Raw genomic sequence first — 13568 nt, 5'->3', positions numbered from 1 at the left:
AAGGTCATGCGCCATACTGGCAGCCAAACGCCATTCCGACACAATGCAGCGGGCCGTCGCGCGACAGCCAACCAAGAGGGAGACATGGACAAAGTCGTCAAAGACGCGACTGCTCCGGTTGGTGGCCAGCAGCGCGACGGTATCGGTCTCATCGCGATCGATAGCCCGCCGGTCGACGCGCTCGGTCACGGGGCGCGCGCTGCACTCGGAGCGGCGCTCAACCAAGCGGTGGCTGACGGGCGCGTCGAGACAGTGGTGCTCAGGGCTGCGGATCGTACTTTCCCGGCCGGCGCCGATATCCGCGAGTTCGGTAAACCGGTCCCGCTATTGGCTCGGCCGACCGAGAGCGGTGGTGGTTTCGGCGATTTTGAGATGCTCGCCCTTTAGTCCAATGCTGTTCCAAGCGTAGCGGCGCCCGATGCCCTACCGCTGATCTTTACTTTCTGGAGCTCGCTCATGTCCTCCGACGCCGTCATCGTCTCGACCGCGCGCACGCCGATTGGAAAGGCCTTTCGGGGTGCCTTCAACGCTACGCACGGTGCCCGGCTCGGCGGTCATGCGCTGCGTCATGCCGTCGAACGGGCTGGGGTCGAGCCCGGTGAAGTCGAGGACGTTGTGATGGGCTGCGGACTGCCGGAAGCGGCGACTGGTAAGAATATCGCCCGGCTCTGTGCGATGCGCGCGGAGCTGCCGGTCAGCGTGGCCGGTACGACGGTCAATCGCTTCTGCAGCTCCGGTTTGCAGGCGGTCGCCTTCGCCGCCCAGCGCGTTGTGGTCGACAAGGTGCCGGTGATGGCTGCGGGGGGTGTGGAGTCGATCAGCCTGACCCAGGCCAACCTCAACCAAACCCATATTGAGGAGCCCTGGTTGAAAGAGCATCTGCCGGCGCTATGGATGCCGATGATCGAGACGGCCGACATCGTCGCTGAGCGCTACACTGTCAGCCGCGCCGACCAGGATGCCTATGCTCTGGAAAGCCAACAGCGCACCGCGAAGGCTCAAGAGGCTGGCCGTTTCGACGCCGAGATCGTGCCGCTTGAGACCGTCAAGTCGGTCAAGGACAAGCAGACCGGTGCGGCTAGTGAAGAGCGGGTGAGGCTAGAGCGTGACGAATGCAACCGCCCGGGCACCACGCGCGGCGGGCTCGAGGCCCTGGAGCCTGTGCGCGGCGCGGACCAGTTCATCACCGCCGGTAACGCCAGCCAGTTGTCTGACGGCGCCTCGGCTTGTGTGGTGATGGACGGCAAGCTGGCCGAACGGCGAGGTCTGCGGCCGCTTGGGATCTTCCGCGGTCTGGCGATCGCCGGCTGCGAACCCGACGAGATGGGTATCGGTCCGGTTTTCGCTGTGCCGCGACTTCTGGAGCGCAATGGCCTGAAGGTGGACGACATCGACCTGTGGGAGCTGAACGAGGCCTTCGCCTCTCAGGTGCTCTATTGCCGCGATCGTCTGGGCATTCCCCAGGAACGGCTTAACGTGAACGGCGGCTCGATCTCGATCGGCCATCCTTACGGCATGACCGGCGCGCGTATGGTCGGCCATGCGCTGATCGAGGGGCAGCGGCGCGGCGCCCGCTACGCGGTTGTCACGATGTGTGTGGGCGGTGGCATGGGCGCGGCTGGCCTTTTCGAGGTTGCCTGAGCTCGATGCCGGTAGGGAGGAAAAATAGATGGACCTGCACTACACGCCGGAAGAGGAGGCCTTCCGAGAGGAGATCCGTGACTTTCTGCGCGAAAAGCTGCCGCCGGAGCTGGCCGCCAAGGTGCGCGGCGGCAAGCGCCTGACCAAGGCCGACCATGAGCGCTGGCATGCGATCCTGTCGGCAGCCGGCTACCTAGCCGTCAACTGGCCGAGGGCCTATGGTGGGACCGGTTGGTCCCCGGTGCAGCGCCATATATTCGACGAGGAGACAGCGGCGGCGGGTGCCCCGGCAGTGCTGGCTTTCGGCGTCAATATGGTTGCGCCTGTGCTCATGAAGTTCGGCACTCAGGCTCAAAAAGACTATTACCTGCCGCGCATCCTCGACGGCAGCGATTGGTGGTGCCAAGGCTACTCCGAACCCGGTGCCGGATCAGATTTGGCCGGTTTGAAGACCCGCGCCGAGCGGGACGGGGAGCACTATGTGGTCAACGGGCAGAAGACCTGGACCACCTTGGGACAGTACGCCAACAAGATTTTCTGCCTCGTCCGCACGGACCCCCAGGCGAAGAAGCAGGAGGGCATCTCTTTCCTTCTGATCGACATGACCACGCCTGGTATCACGGTGCGGCCGATCATCACTCTGGACGGCGGGCGCGAGGTCAACGAGGTCTTCTTCGACAACGTGCTTGTGCCGGTTGAGAACCTGGTCGGCGAGGAGAACAAGGGCTGGCCCTGCGCGAAGTACCTCTTGACCCACGAGCGCACTGGAATTGCCGGCATTGGTCAAGCCAAGGCGGCACTGCAACACCTTAAGAGCGTAGCGGGGCGGCAGCTCAAGCATGGTCGACCGCTGACCGAAGACCCGACCTTCGCCCGACGTATCGCGCGCGTCGAGATCGACCTGATGGCGCTGGAGACGACCAACCTGCGGGTCATCGCGGAGGCACAGAGCGGTGGGGCGCCGGGGGCGGAAAGCTCTCTACTCAAGATCAACGGGAGTGTCCTGCGGCAGGAGATTACGGATCTGCTGCGCCGCTCTGTCGGACCCTACGCTCTGCCGTTCCTCAGCGAGCTGATGGATGCGGAGACCAACCAGACGCCGGTCGGCCCGGCTGAAGCGGCACCGCTGGCCGCCGAGTACTTCAACCGGCGTAAGCTGTCGATCTACGGCGGCTCCAACGAGATCCAGAAGACGATCGTCGCCAAGGCGATCCTGGGTCTGTGACGTGGGGGACCTGAACCATGCGTTTCACCCTAAGCCAGGAGCAGGCGTTGCTCCGCGATACCGTTGCCCGCCTGGTCCGCGAGCGTTTCGGCTTCGAGGCACGTCTGAAGACGCTTGAGAGCGCTGCGGGTTTTGACCGCGACGTCTGGCGCGAGTTCGCGGAGATCGGTTTGCTCGGCGCTCCCTTCGGCGAAGAGGTGGGCGGTTTCGGCGGCGGCGGTGTCGAGCTGATGACCGTGATGCGGGAACTTGGTCGTGGCCTGCTGCTCGAACCCTATCTGGCCAGTGTGGTGCTGGCCGGCAGCCTGATCGAACGTCTCGGCACGCCTGAGCAGTGCAGCGATTATCTAAGGCCGATGATCGCCGGGGAGGCCTTGCTGGCCTTCGCGCATGGCGAACCGGACTCGCGCTACGCTCTGGAACAGGTGGCGACCCGTGCAGTCGCCACGTCTGGCGGCTGGCGTCTTGACGGCCGTAAGTCGGTGGTTCTGCATGGCGGAGAGGCCAACACTTTGGTGGTTTCGGCGCGCACTGCCGGAGCGCAGGACGACGAGAAGGGGATCGGTCTCTTCCTGCTGCCGTGCGATGCCATGGGTCTGAGCCTGCACCCTTACCCCACCATCGATGGGCTGCGTGCGGCGGAGTTGGAGCTCGATGGTGTCGTCATTCCGGCCGAGGCAGCGCTCGGGGAGCCGGGCACCGCCTATTCCGCTATCGAGGCGGCTGTCGCCCGCGGTCTCGTTGCCCTTTGCGGCGAGGCGGTCGGGGCGATGGAGACCTGCTGCGACATGACCCTCGACTATCTGAAGCAGCGTAAGCAGTTTGGCGTCACCATCGGCTCTTTCCAAGTTCTGCAGCATCGCATGGTCGATCTGCGCGGCCTGTTGGAGCAGGCGCGCTCAATGGCGATCTTGGCGGCCGGTCGTTTGGACGGGGAGCGTGCGGAACGCGAGCGTGCTGTTAGCGCCGCCAAGAACCTCATCGGCCGCGCCGGACGGACAATCGCCGAGGAGTCTATCCAGCTCCACGGTGGGATAGGCATGACCTGGGAGTATGCGCTGCCGCACTTCGCCAAGCGACTGGTGATGATCGATCATCTGCTCGGCGACGAAGACCATCACTTGGACCGTTTCGTAATGCTGGAGCGTGCCGCGTCAGCAGCGCCACCGCTCTCCGCGGTAAACTGAAGCCGACATTCGGGCACGCCCCGATCCCGCGATCGGTGTCCGCCTTTCCCGTCCCCCAACTTACTGCTGCCCGAGAGGGCCGCACCGGAGGCCAAATTATGAGTGACGGCAAACGCATCCTTCTGACCGCTCATCCCGAAGGAATGCCGGACGAGACGCATCTGCGTCTCGAGCCGATGGCGATCCCGCGCCCCGGCCCCGGCGAGCTTCTGTTGCGCACCGTCTATCTGTCTCTTGATCCTTACATGCGCGGCCGAATGAATCCGGCGAAGTCTTACGCTCAGCCTGTAAAGCTAGGTGAGACCATGGTCGGCGGTACTGTCTGCGAAGTGATCGAAAGTCACCTGGATGGCTTTGCTGCAGGCGACCTCGTGCTGGCGGCGGCCGGCTGGCAAACCCACGCTTTGTCCGACGGGACCGGCCTCCGCAAACTCGATCCTAGGGCGGCACCTGTCACCACGGCGCTGGGGGTGATGGGAATGCCGGGTCTCACCGCCTATGTCGGCTTGCTCGACCACGGCCGCCCGAAGCCGGGCGAGACGGTGGTGGTTTCGGCCGCCGCGGGCGCGGTCGGTCAGATCGTCGGGCAGATCGCGAAGCTACAGGGGTGCCGCGTCGTCGGCGTCGCCGGAGCCCCGGACAAATGCGCGTACGTTGTCGAGGAGCTGGGTTTCGACGCCGCAGTGAACTATCGCGACGTCGACTTTGCCAAGCGGTTGTCACAGGCCTGTGACGGCGGTGTGGACGTCTACTTCGAGAATGTCGGCGGTGCGGTGTTCAACGCGGTCTTGCCGTTGATGAACGACTTTGGCCGCATCCCGGTCTGCGGCCGCATCGCCCACTACAACAACGCTGCCTCGGACAAAGGCGCTGAAGGCGGCGCCAGTGAGCTGGTCCGGACCATGGGCTTGGTCCTGGTGCGCCGCTTGACCCTGCGCGGCTTCATCGTCTCCGATCATGCCGACCGGCTGGATGACTTTCTGAGGGATATGGGTGAGTGGCTGCGCTCCGGTCAACTCCGTTACCGCGAGGATCTAGTCCAAGGTCTGGAGTCTGCCGTCGGTGCATTCCAGGGTCTGCTGGAGGGACGTAACCGCGGTAAGTTGCTGGTTCAGGTCGGGACGGACCCGACCCTTCAGCCTGCTTGACGGTTTCGGCATGACGACCGCGCGTTTCACCAAGGGCGCTTTGGCGCCGGCTGGACCGGCGGGCTGCCTCACCCCGAATGTCGTAATGCTGGCGAGGAAGCTGCTTCGTGACTTCTAACCTGCAGAGTTCGCCCGAGGATCCCGGCACGCTGCCGCGCGTGTTGATTGTTGGCGCCGGTGCCGTCGGGGCCTTCTATGGCGCCTTGTTACATCGCGGCGGCGCGTGTGTCGAAGTGGTCGCGCGCTCCGATGCCGCGGTCGTGCGGGCCGACGGCTACCGGATCGACAGTCCGCTCGGCGATCTCTCCTTCCGGCCGGCGGCTGTTTATGACGCGGTCGAAGCGGCTGCCGCGGCGGTCGGGCAGACCGGTCCGGACTACCTGGTGCTGGCCGTCAAGGTGCTGGACGATCTCGACCGTGCCGCCCTGATCAAACCGGCCGTGAGGTCCGGCACCGCTATTGTTCTGATCGAAAACGGTATCGACATCGAGGCGCCGATCGCCGCGGCTTTCCCACAGGCGACACTGATCAGCGGCATTGCCTTTATCGGCGCCTGTCGCACCGCACCTGGTCGGATTCACCATCAAGCCTTCGGTCGATTGGTGTTGGGCGACTATCCCGGCGGCATCGGTTCGGCCAGCCGCCGTTTCGCCGCGCTGCTGGAGGCGGGTGGCATGGCCGGCAAGCTGACTGACTCCGTGGTTACGGAGCGCTGGCGGAAATGCGTCTGGAACGCTGCTTTCAATCCGGTCTCGGTGCTAGCGGGAGGAGCCGACACCCGCAGCCTGCTTGCCGTGGACGAGTCGTTGTTGCGGCTTCTGATGCAGGAGGTTTGTAACGTTGCCGCTGCTGAAGGCCATCCGCTGCCTGAGAATTCGGTGTCCGCCAGTTTGGCTAAAACCAGAGACATGCCGGCCTACAAGACCAGCATGGCGCTGGACTTCCTCGCCGGTCGGCCGCTGGAGACAGAGGCGATCCTTGGCAATGTGGTGCGGGCTGCCACGCGCTACGATCTGGCGGTGCCGCATCTGCGTACGCTCTACGGCCTGCTGCGCCTGCGCGCCGCTGGACCGGCGACCTAGAGCGAAGCCGATTGGAGTTCAGATCGCGTAGCTCGGGTCTTTGCGGTCGAGCGGGCGGCGAGGTCGACGCGGATGGCCCACTCCTCCGCGCTGATCCCGGCCACTGCAGTTTGCGGTGGGAGATGGATCATGATTGGGGTTCCTGATCAGCGCTGTGGTCGCTTCGCAATGGCGCGGAGTCGCGGAGGACGCCCTCCGACGTCTCGCTGCCGCGGCGTAGGCGAAAGGTTCCCGTGCCGATGCCCAGCAGGGCGCCGTCCGGGCCCAGGACCTCGCCGCTGCAGGAGTAGATGCGCCGGCCGCGTGCCTGCAGTCGGCCGATCGCGCGCACCTGTCCACCGCTGCACTGACCGGTGAAGTTTGTGCTCATCGAGAGGGTGACCGAGCGGCGAACCCGGTCGGGATGGGGACAGTAGAGCCCAGTCAGGCTCATCGCCTGGTCGAGCAGCGATGAGATCACCCCACCATGCAGGACGCCGCTGCGGTTGGTGTGGCGCTCGTCCACCTCCAGGGCCAGCACACAGTGGCCGTCGCTCCACTCCGCAACACGGAAGCCGAGGGTGATCTGGAAGCCGACCGGCGCTTCGCCCGGGAGGTCGGCGGCATCGGGAACGTCGCTCGCTTGTCGGTGCGGTCTATCGTTCATGACAAGCTCGCTCAGAAGAGCACGCCGGGCAGCCAGATGGCGATTTCGGGAAAGACCATCACGATCGCCATCGCCAGAATCATCACTGCCACGTAGGGCACCACCGAGCGGTAGATGTCCCCCATCTTGATCGAGGGCGGCACGATTCCCTTCAGGTAGAAGAGATTGAAACCGAAGGGGGGCGTCATGTAGCCGATCTCCATGTTGATGATGAAGAGAATACCGAACCAAACTGGATCGAAGCCCAAGGCGACGACTACGGGCAGGAAGACCGGTAATGTGATCAGCATGATACCCAGTGGGTCGAGCACCATGGCCATCAGGAAGATCACGACCTGAAACAAGATGATTGTCGCCCAGGGACCGCCAGGGATATCGGAGACCAGATCCTGTACCAGGTCTTGCGCCCCCATGCCCTGGTAGGCGGAGCTGAAGGCGTGGGCGGCAAAGAGGATCCAAACGATCATGCCAGTCAGACGGAAGGTGCGCAGGCTGGCGTCGCGGATCAGGTCCCAGTTCAACCGACGATGCACGGCGGCCGAGATGAGCGCGCCGGCAACGCCCAGCGCGGCAGCCTCCGTCGGTGTGGCGATGCCGCCCATGATCGAGCCGAGCACCATGACGACGATCAGGATCGGCAGCGTGACGGCGCGCAGGGCGACCAGCTTTTCGCTCCAGCTGCCGCGCTCGTCGGGCGGTAGCGCCGGGCCGAGGTGCGGCTGTAGCCGGCAGCGCAGCGCGATGTAACCGGAGATCAGAACCAGCAACAACAGGCCAGGCAGCACGCCGGCGGCAAACAGCTTGCCGACCGAGGTTCCGGTGATCAGGGAGTAGAGGATCATGATGATCGACGGCGGGATCAGAATGCCGAAGCCGCCGCCGGCATTGATGCAGCCGAGCGCCAGTTCCTTGTCGTAGTTGCGCTCGAGCATGCGGGGCAGGGCGATGGTGCCCATGGTCACCACGGCTGCGCCGCTGATGCCGCACATTGCGCCGAAGATGGCGCAGATGCCGACGGTGCCGATCGCGAGACCGCCGCGCAGGCCGCCCCACCAGAGATGCATCATGCTGTAGAGGCTCTGGGCCACGCCGGCGCGTTCCAGCACCATCGCCATGAAGACGAACAGCGGGATCGCCAGGAGTGTGAAGCTGCCCATGGTGCCCCACATTTGCGAGGCCACCATATAGAAGGCGCCTGGCCCCCAGGTGAGATAGAGAAACACCACCGAGACTCCGCCCAGCACGAACACCAGCGGCAGCCCGAGCAGCAAGAAGAAGATCAACGCCCCGAAAAACGCAACGGTCAGGAGTTCCAGGCTCACGAGGCGTCCTCCGCTGGCGTGGCCTGTGGCTCATGCGGTGGTGCCGTGCTGAACAGGGCTTGCAGATCGATGATGAGCTTGGCCAGTCCCTGCAGCAACAGCAAGGTCGCGGCTATCGGGATCAGGAGCCGTAGCGGCCAAACCGGCGGATTCCAGGCCGACATCGAGTGTTCGAGTCGCCCCACCGACTCCCAGGCCATAGAACTGCTGAAGTACAGCAGCGCCCCGACGAAAGCGAACAGCAGGGTCGAGGTCAGGACGTCGACCGCGGCGCGCAGACGCGGAGGTAGCCGGCCATGCAGGATGTCGACGTTGGCATGCCCCCCGTGAGCCAGCAGGAAGCCGCCCGCCAGCAACACGTAAGTGCCGAAAAGCATCTGGGCGAGCTCGTTGGTCCAGACCGTCGGGGACCCTGCGAGGTAGCGTAAACCAACCTCCAGCAGAAGTAGGAAGAAGATCGGAATGACGAGGTAAGCGCTCAAGCGTCCGACGCGATCGTTGAGGGCGGTCACCGCGTCGACGTAGCGCGACAAGACGCGCATGACGTTGCTCCTGAAGGGAAGGGGACGGCGGTAGCGCATCTTCGGCAAGAGCTGCCCCGGCTCGCCGGTGGCGGACCGGGGCTAAGCCTTACCGTTGGATGTAGCCGAGGTCTGCCAGGAAGGACTTGAGCTTCTCAAGCGCCTCGGCTGCCATTTCGCTCTTTTCGGCTTCCTTGTCCCAGGCCGCCGTTGCGGTCGCTGCGAGATGCTGGGTGACCTCGTCGGGCAGGCGGGCGACTTGGACGTCTTGTTCGGCGATCGCCGCCGCCAACGCAATCTGTTCCTTGTAGGTGTACTCGTTGGTGCGGAACCAGAACTGCTCCTCGAGCGCGTTCAGGAGAATGTCTCGAAGGTCCTCAGGCAGTGCGTCTATCGCGTCCTGGGAGATCACGAAGGCATCGGTTCCGGCGATGTTGAGGGCCGGCTGCACATGGTATTTCGCGACCTCGTAGAGCCCCATCGACTTGGCTCCTTGGGCCGCGCCCCAATGAGCGCCGTCAACCACACCGGTGGCCAATGCCGGATAAAGCTCCGGGCCGGGCAGATAGGTCGCGGCCGCTCCGGCCTCCGTCAGGAACTCCTGCAACGCTCCGGATGAGCGGATTTTCAGGCTCTCGAAGTCGGCCAGAGACTCGATCGGCGCCTTTACCACCATTTCTGTCGGATAGACTTTGTCGGTGGCGTAGAAAACGCCGTGCTCAGCGGCCTCGGTGCGAATCATCTCTTCGAAGCCGAGGTTCTTGTGAAAGTAGGCGGCTTCCCAAGTGTTGCGGAAAGCGAAGGGAAGGCCAGAGGCGATTCCGGCGACGGAGACGCGGTCACGGATATAGGCCGGCGAGATAGTGCCCATCTCGATGATGCCGCGGCTCACGGCGCTGAAGATTTCTCTGGCCGGGAACAGGGCGCCGGCTTCGTGGAGCTGTAGGACGAAGCGACCGTCCGTGCGGGCCTCCAAAGTGGCTTTGAGCCGTTCCAGGCTGTCGGAAAAGGAGCTCGATGCGCTCGGCCAGTGGCTTTGTACCCTCCAGCGAACCGTGTCTTGTGCGTCGGCGGGTGCAGGTGCGGCGACGAAGGCGGTCGCGACCGCCGCAGCCGCCAGGGCCGCCACCTTGAACGTGGTCATCAGAGTCATCGGAGATCCTCCCTGGCCGCCCCTCTTGACCGGGGAGGCGTTGTATCGGCGTGCCGACATGGCAGCGCTCAAGAATTCTGCAATGCAGAATATATTTTTGATTAAGCCTAGGAGAGTGGTTCGCCCGGTGTCAACGACTGCGGAACAAGATCGCGAGAAAGGTGCAATGGACGGGTAGAACGACCACGCGACGGCAGCGGAATTCTGCAAAGCAAAATGTTGTTCCGCGCTATTTGCGGTTTCAGCATTTTTCATGCCAATCTTGTCAAGTCGACAACGCGGTTTTGCGCCTTCCCGCGCGTGACCGGCCTCCCTCATCTGCTACCTCCAGCCCGAGCGAAACTCGGTTTCAGAGTCGCATCCGGAGTTTCAAAGATGGAAAGCCGTCCCGAAACGAGCAGTGACTCGAAGACCGCCAGGCTGGACGCCTCAGGTGCTCAGACCTATCCCGCAACTGATCGACCGCGAGCGGTCACCGTTCCGGGGGAGACGTTTCTTAATCTGACCGAGGCGGTTCGCTGCCTGGCGGCCGCGAGACCCGATCATTTGGCTCTGATCGATGGGGATCAGCGTCTGACTTGGCGCGATCTCGGAAGCCTGGTCGGCCGGGTGACCGCGCGCTTGCGATCTCATGGATTACGGCGCGGCACGATGGTGGCCAGCCTTGCCGAGAACTCGGCTGCACACGTTGCGGTCTATCTCGGCGCTCTCGGCGCTGGGGCTTGCATGGTTCCGCTGCCGACCGGCGCTCACGAAGCGGCGCTGGGCCGCATGGCGCTGAACTGCGATCCGGCTCTGCTATTCGCCTCGATCAACCAGAGCGAAGTTGCAAGACGGCTTGGACCGTCGGTGGTGGACCTTGACGATTTGGAGACGTGGCTCGGCGAGGCGATACCGGACAGTCAGGAAAACGATCTACCTGAACCGGTCGGTCCCGACGATCTGTTCGATATGATTTACAGCTCCGGCACCACAGGTACGCCAAAGGGTATTCTGCACGATCACCGCTTTCGTAGCCGACAGGTTATGCGCATGGCCAACCACGGCCTGAACGGTGACGCGATCTGTCTCATGTCGACGCCGCTTTACTCGAACACGACGCTGGTGGCGGTCCTGCCGGTCCTGGCCTATGGCGGCACGCTCGTGGTGATGCGCAAGTTCGAGACTCAGGGCTTTCTGCGCTTGGCCGAGCGGCACCGGGTCAGCCACGCCATGCTGGTGCCGGTACAGTACCGACGTATCCTGGATGACCCCGATTTCGGTCGTTTCGACCTCTCCGCCTTTCGCGTCAAGCTCTCGACCAGTGCCCCGTTGCCGGCGGCGACGATCCGGGCAGCGCTGACGCGCTGGCCGGGCAAGCTAATCGAGATCTACGGTATGACCGAAGGCGGAATCAGCACCATGCTCGACTGCGCGGCACACCCGGACAAGCTTGATACCGTCGGCCAGCCGGTTGCCGGGGCCGAGGTTCGCATTCTCGACTCCGAAGAACGTCCGCTGCCGCCGGGCGAGATTGGCGAGGTGGTGGGGCGCTCGCCGACCATGATGGTGGGCTACCATAAGTCGCCCGAGAGCACGGCCGTGATTCTCTGGCGCAGTCCGGAGGGTGAGGATTTTCTGCGCACCGGCGACATGGGTCGTCTGGATGCCGATGGCTTTCTCACCCTGCTCGACCGCCGCAAGGACATGATTCTCTCCGGCGGCTTTAATATCTATGCCGCCGACCTGGAGCAGGTGTTGCTGGCGCATCCTGATGTCGCAGAGGCTGCGGTCATCGCGGTGCCTAGTCACCGCTGGGGGGAAACGCCGTTGGGTCTGGTGGCGCTTGGAGCCGGAGCAACGGTCTCTGCCGAGGCGCTGCGTGACTGGGCCAACGCGCACCTGGGTAAGACTCAGCGGCTGGCGGCCGTCGAGATCCGCGAGAGCTTGCCACGCAACGCGATCGGTAAGGTGTTGAAACGCGAACTGCGCGCGCCTTATTGGCTGGAGGCGACGACCTAACATGATCTGCGATTCGCCTTGGCGTTGGGACGGAGGCAGCCGGAGATGACCGTCGTTCTCTTGGTGCGCCACGGTCAGGCGCGTTTCGGTACCAGCAACTACGATCGCCTCAGCGAGCTTGGCGAGCGGCAAGCCAGGCTCACCGGGGCGCATTTGGCGCGCGAGGGGCGGTCCCTCGCGACTGCGCTCAGCGGCGCACTGGTTCGTCAGGCCGAAACCGCGCGCCAGGCTTTGTCCGGCTGGAATTCAGACTTGAGAGCTGCGGCAGATCCTCGCTTTGACGAGTATCCGGCCGATGCCCTGTTCGACGCTTACCTGCCGCTGGCGGCCGCGCGAGATCCGCGATTGAATCAGCCGATGGCGGCACTGCAGGCCGATCCCCGGTTGTTTCACTATGCCCTGACCGCGGTGACCGGCCTCTGGGCCGACGGCACTCTGCCGGCGCCGCGGCAAGAGGAGCCGGCGGCCTTCGAGAACTGGCAGGACTTCCAGGCACGGGTGCGCAATGGACTGGAGGATCTGATGGTCGCCTCTGCGCCCCACGACACCGCAGTGATTTTTACGTCGGGCGGGGTTATCGGCACGGCGACGGCGCTCGCCTTGGGCCTCGACGGACAGGCTGCCATGGCACTCGGTCACCGTACGCTGAATGCCGGGATCACCGAGCTTCACTATGGTCGCAACGGCTTCGCGCTTGTTGGCTTCAATACGGTGGCGCACCTGCGCTTAGCCGGCGGCGAGACCTTGATCACCTATCGATAAACTGCATAGCGAAATATATTTCCGTAATTCTTGACCACTTTCGCCCCCTATGCGACGTTCGAACGCTATCGGGAGGACATGCCGGTGAAGTTCTCGGATAAAGTCGTTCTGGTCACCGGTGCAGCGAGCGGTATAGGCCGTGCTGTCGTTACCCGGCTGTCCGCTGAGGGTGCAGCGACTGTTCGCGTAGATCTGGCGGCCGAGGCGCTGAAGGCGGCTGGCTCCGACGTCTCGGTGGGTGCGGATTCCGATCTGGTTTGCACCCTCGATGTCGCCGACGAATCGTCGGTCGCCCGAGCCGTCGAGACGGCGCTGCAGCGGTTCGGACGTATCGACGTTCTCTGCAACAACGCCGGCATCGCATCCAGTCGCAAGACGGCGACCGAGGACGAGCCAGCGGAATGGCAGCGAGTGTTTGCCGTCAACCTGTTGGGTGCCGTTCACTTCACCAAGCATGTCGGTCGTGCGATGGTGACGGCTGGACGCGGCGCCATCGTCAACACCGCTTCGGTTGCTGGGGTGCGAGCCGGTGCTGGCGGCAATGCCTACAGCGCGTCGAAAGCCGCTTTGATCAACTTTACTCAGACCTCCGCCTGCGATTTCGGTGCCCACGGGATCCGGGTTAATGCGGTCTGCCCTGGCCTGATTGAGACGGGAATGACTCAGTCCACCTTCGAATTGGCGCGGGAACGGGGCAAGGAAGATAGACTCGGCTCACGCTGCGAACTCCGCCGCTACGGTCGGCCCGAGGAAGTCGCGGCCGTCATCGCGTTCCTGGCGAGCGACGACGCCAGTTATGTCACTGGGCAGGCTCTGCCGGTCGACGGTGGGAACAGCGCGTCGCTCAATCTTCCAGGAATGAAAGTCTGAATCACAACGC

The 13568-nt window shown here is 64.0% G+C and carries 13 protein-coding genes; 9 read left to right on the top strand and 4 right to left on the bottom strand.

Annotated elements, in window-relative coordinates:
* Positions 1–84: 84 nt before the first annotated feature.
* The 6 genes from DBZ32_RS08800 (at position 85) to DBZ32_RS08775 (ending at position 6283) form a co-directional block, all read left to right on the top strand.
* Positions 85–387, top strand: coding sequence for an enoyl-CoA hydratase-related protein (locus DBZ32_RS08800; RefSeq protein ID WP_119166756.1), 303 nt, complete (start codon positions 85–87; stop codon positions 385–387).
* Between the two features lie 69 nt (positions 388–456).
* The gene (locus DBZ32_RS08795) at positions 457–1641 is read left to right on the top strand and encodes an acetyl-CoA C-acyltransferase (RefSeq protein ID WP_119166755.1); all 1185 of its coding nucleotides are present in this window, start codon (positions 457–459) and stop codon (positions 1639–1641) included.
* Positions 1642–1669: 28 nt separating this feature from the next.
* Complete coding sequence (locus DBZ32_RS08790) at positions 1670–2866, top strand: acyl-CoA dehydrogenase family protein (RefSeq protein ID WP_119166754.1); 1197 nt, start codon at positions 1670–1672, stop codon at positions 2864–2866.
* A 17-nt stretch (positions 2867–2883) separates the two neighbouring features.
* On the top strand, positions 2884–4053 hold the full coding sequence (locus DBZ32_RS08785) for an acyl-CoA dehydrogenase family protein (RefSeq protein WP_119166753.1): 1170 nt from the start codon (positions 2884–2886) through the stop codon (positions 4051–4053).
* 98 nt (positions 4054–4151) lie between these two features.
* A complete protein-coding gene (locus DBZ32_RS08780; RefSeq protein ID WP_119166752.1) occupies positions 4152–5201 on the top strand; it encodes an NADP-dependent oxidoreductase in 1050 nt (349 codons plus the stop codon).
* A gap of 107 nt (positions 5202–5308) precedes the next feature.
* A complete protein-coding gene (locus tag DBZ32_RS08775; protein ID WP_208539165.1) occupies positions 5309–6283 on the top strand; it encodes a ketopantoate reductase family protein in 975 nt (324 codons plus the stop codon).
* A gap of 127 nt (positions 6284–6410) precedes the next feature.
* On the opposite strand, the gene DBZ32_RS08770 is transcribed toward DBZ32_RS08775, so the two are convergent.
* From DBZ32_RS08770 to dctP, 4 genes are all read right to left on the bottom strand, one after another.
* Complete coding sequence (locus tag DBZ32_RS08770; protein ID WP_119166751.1) at positions 6411–6929, bottom strand: PaaI family thioesterase; 519 nt, start codon at positions 6927–6929, stop codon at positions 6411–6413.
* Between the two features lie 11 nt (positions 6930–6940).
* Positions 6941–8251 (bottom strand): TRAP transporter large permease, encoded by a 1311-nt coding sequence (locus DBZ32_RS08765; RefSeq protein WP_119166750.1) that lies wholly within the window; start codon positions 8249–8251, stop codon positions 6941–6943.
* A complete protein-coding gene (locus DBZ32_RS08760; protein ID WP_119166749.1) occupies positions 8248–8793 on the bottom strand; it encodes a TRAP transporter small permease subunit in 546 nt (181 codons plus the stop codon). The genes DBZ32_RS08765 and DBZ32_RS08760 overlap by 4 nt, the downstream gene beginning before the upstream one ends.
* 88 nt (positions 8794–8881) lie before the next feature.
* Positions 8882–10243 (bottom strand): TRAP transporter substrate-binding protein DctP, encoded by a 1362-nt coding sequence (gene dctP, locus DBZ32_RS08755; RefSeq protein ID WP_208539164.1) that lies wholly within the window; start codon positions 10241–10243, stop codon positions 8882–8884.
* Between the two features lie 57 nt (positions 10244–10300).
* Here dctP and DBZ32_RS08750 point away from each other — a divergent pair, with 57 nt between their 5' ends.
* From DBZ32_RS08750 to DBZ32_RS08740, 3 genes are read left to right on the top strand one after another with little or no spacing between them, the layout of a single operon-like run.
* A complete protein-coding gene (locus tag DBZ32_RS08750; protein ID WP_119166747.1) occupies positions 10301–11926 on the top strand; it encodes a class I adenylate-forming enzyme family protein in 1626 nt (541 codons plus the stop codon).
* A 45-nt stretch (positions 11927–11971) separates the two neighbouring features.
* A complete protein-coding gene (locus tag DBZ32_RS08745; protein ID WP_119166746.1) occupies positions 11972–12688 on the top strand; it encodes a histidine phosphatase family protein in 717 nt (238 codons plus the stop codon).
* 30 nt (positions 12689–12718) lie between these two features.
* Positions 12719–13558, top strand: coding sequence for an SDR family NAD(P)-dependent oxidoreductase (locus tag DBZ32_RS08740; protein WP_208539163.1), 840 nt, complete (start codon positions 12719–12721; stop codon positions 13556–13558).
* Positions 13559–13568 lie beyond the last annotated feature (10 nt).

Origin of the sequence: Algihabitans albus, assembly GCF_003572205.1 — a bacterium.
GTDB lineage: Bacteria > Pseudomonadota > Alphaproteobacteria > Kiloniellales > DSM-21159 > Algihabitans > Algihabitans albus.
The sequence above is the reverse complement of the archived record's forward strand: the minus strand, read 5'-3'. Positions and strand labels throughout refer to the sequence as shown.